Annotated in this window: 2 protein-coding genes; one reads left to right on the forward strand and one right to left on the reverse strand. The window is 70.9% G+C overall.

From position 1 onward, the window contains the following. Positions 1-4: 4 nt before the first annotated feature. Positions 5-175 carry a hypothetical protein gene (locus AC5RWQ_RS30225; protein WP_494286003.1) on the reverse strand — a complete coding sequence of 57 codons (171 nt, stop codon included), beginning with the start codon at positions 173-175 and terminating at the stop codon, positions 5-7. Positions 176-209: 34 nt separating this feature from the next. Here AC5RWQ_RS30225 and AC5RWQ_RS30230 point away from each other — a divergent pair, with 34 nt between their 5' ends. Next, the gene (locus tag AC5RWQ_RS30230) at positions 210-722 is read left to right on the forward strand and encodes a DUF5753 domain-containing protein (RefSeq protein ID WP_494286004.1); all 513 of its coding nucleotides are present in this window, start codon (positions 210-212) and stop codon (positions 720-722) included.

Below are 722 nucleotides of genomic sequence, written 5' to 3' on the forward strand. Positions count from 1 at the left end.
ACGTTCAGGAGCCCGGCCGCTGCTGCCGGAAGAGGGTGGTGGCCACGGTGCGGGCGCGTTCGTGGAGTTCCCGCGCGGTCGTGTTCTTGGTGTGCGGACGGAGGAGCCGGGCCGTTTCGGAGACGCGTTGGTCGGCTTTCCCGGACTGGACCAGCGGATAGTCGTCCAGCGCCAAATGCCAGGTCGTGCACGCCGCTTCAAGGTGTCTGATGGCGAATCGGCGTTCGGCGAGCAGGTCGGCCCGGCTCGACCGGCAGGGGCATCTGAGCGGGCGGGACCCCCTGCACCACGGGGCGTTGATCGACGAGGCGGCGCTGCGGCGGAAGGCGCGGGACCCGCAGACGTGGACGGCGCAGCTGGAGCACCTGATCGAGGCCGCCCAGTGGCCCGGGATCGCCCTGCACGTCGTGCCGTTCGCGTCCGGACCGCACCACCTGCGCGGCTCCCTGGAGCTGATCTCCCTACGCGACGGCTCCACCGTGGTGTGCACCCAGGGCAGTTGGAGCGGCCACCTCACCGACGACCCGGAAGACCTCGAAGCCCTACGTGTCGCCTTCGACGCCCTGCGCGACACCGCCCTTCTCCCCGCCGAATCCCTGACCTTCCTCCGCACCCTCCTCGACACCCTCACAACGACCGGCCCCGCTCCCCGCCCCCGAGGCCGGTGGGTGCTCGCGCTCGTAGCCTCGGTGCGGGGAGGTGGAGGAAAACCCTTTCGCTGA

The sequence above is a fragment of the Micromonospora sp. BS32 genome, assembly GCF_059089345.1.

Excerpts from the sequence above, each read along its gene's own strand:
- AC5RWQ_RS30230 (WP_494286004.1), top strand. The coding sequence starts at position 210 with ATGGCGAATCGGCGTTCGGCGAGCAGGTCGGCCCGGCTCGACCGGCAG.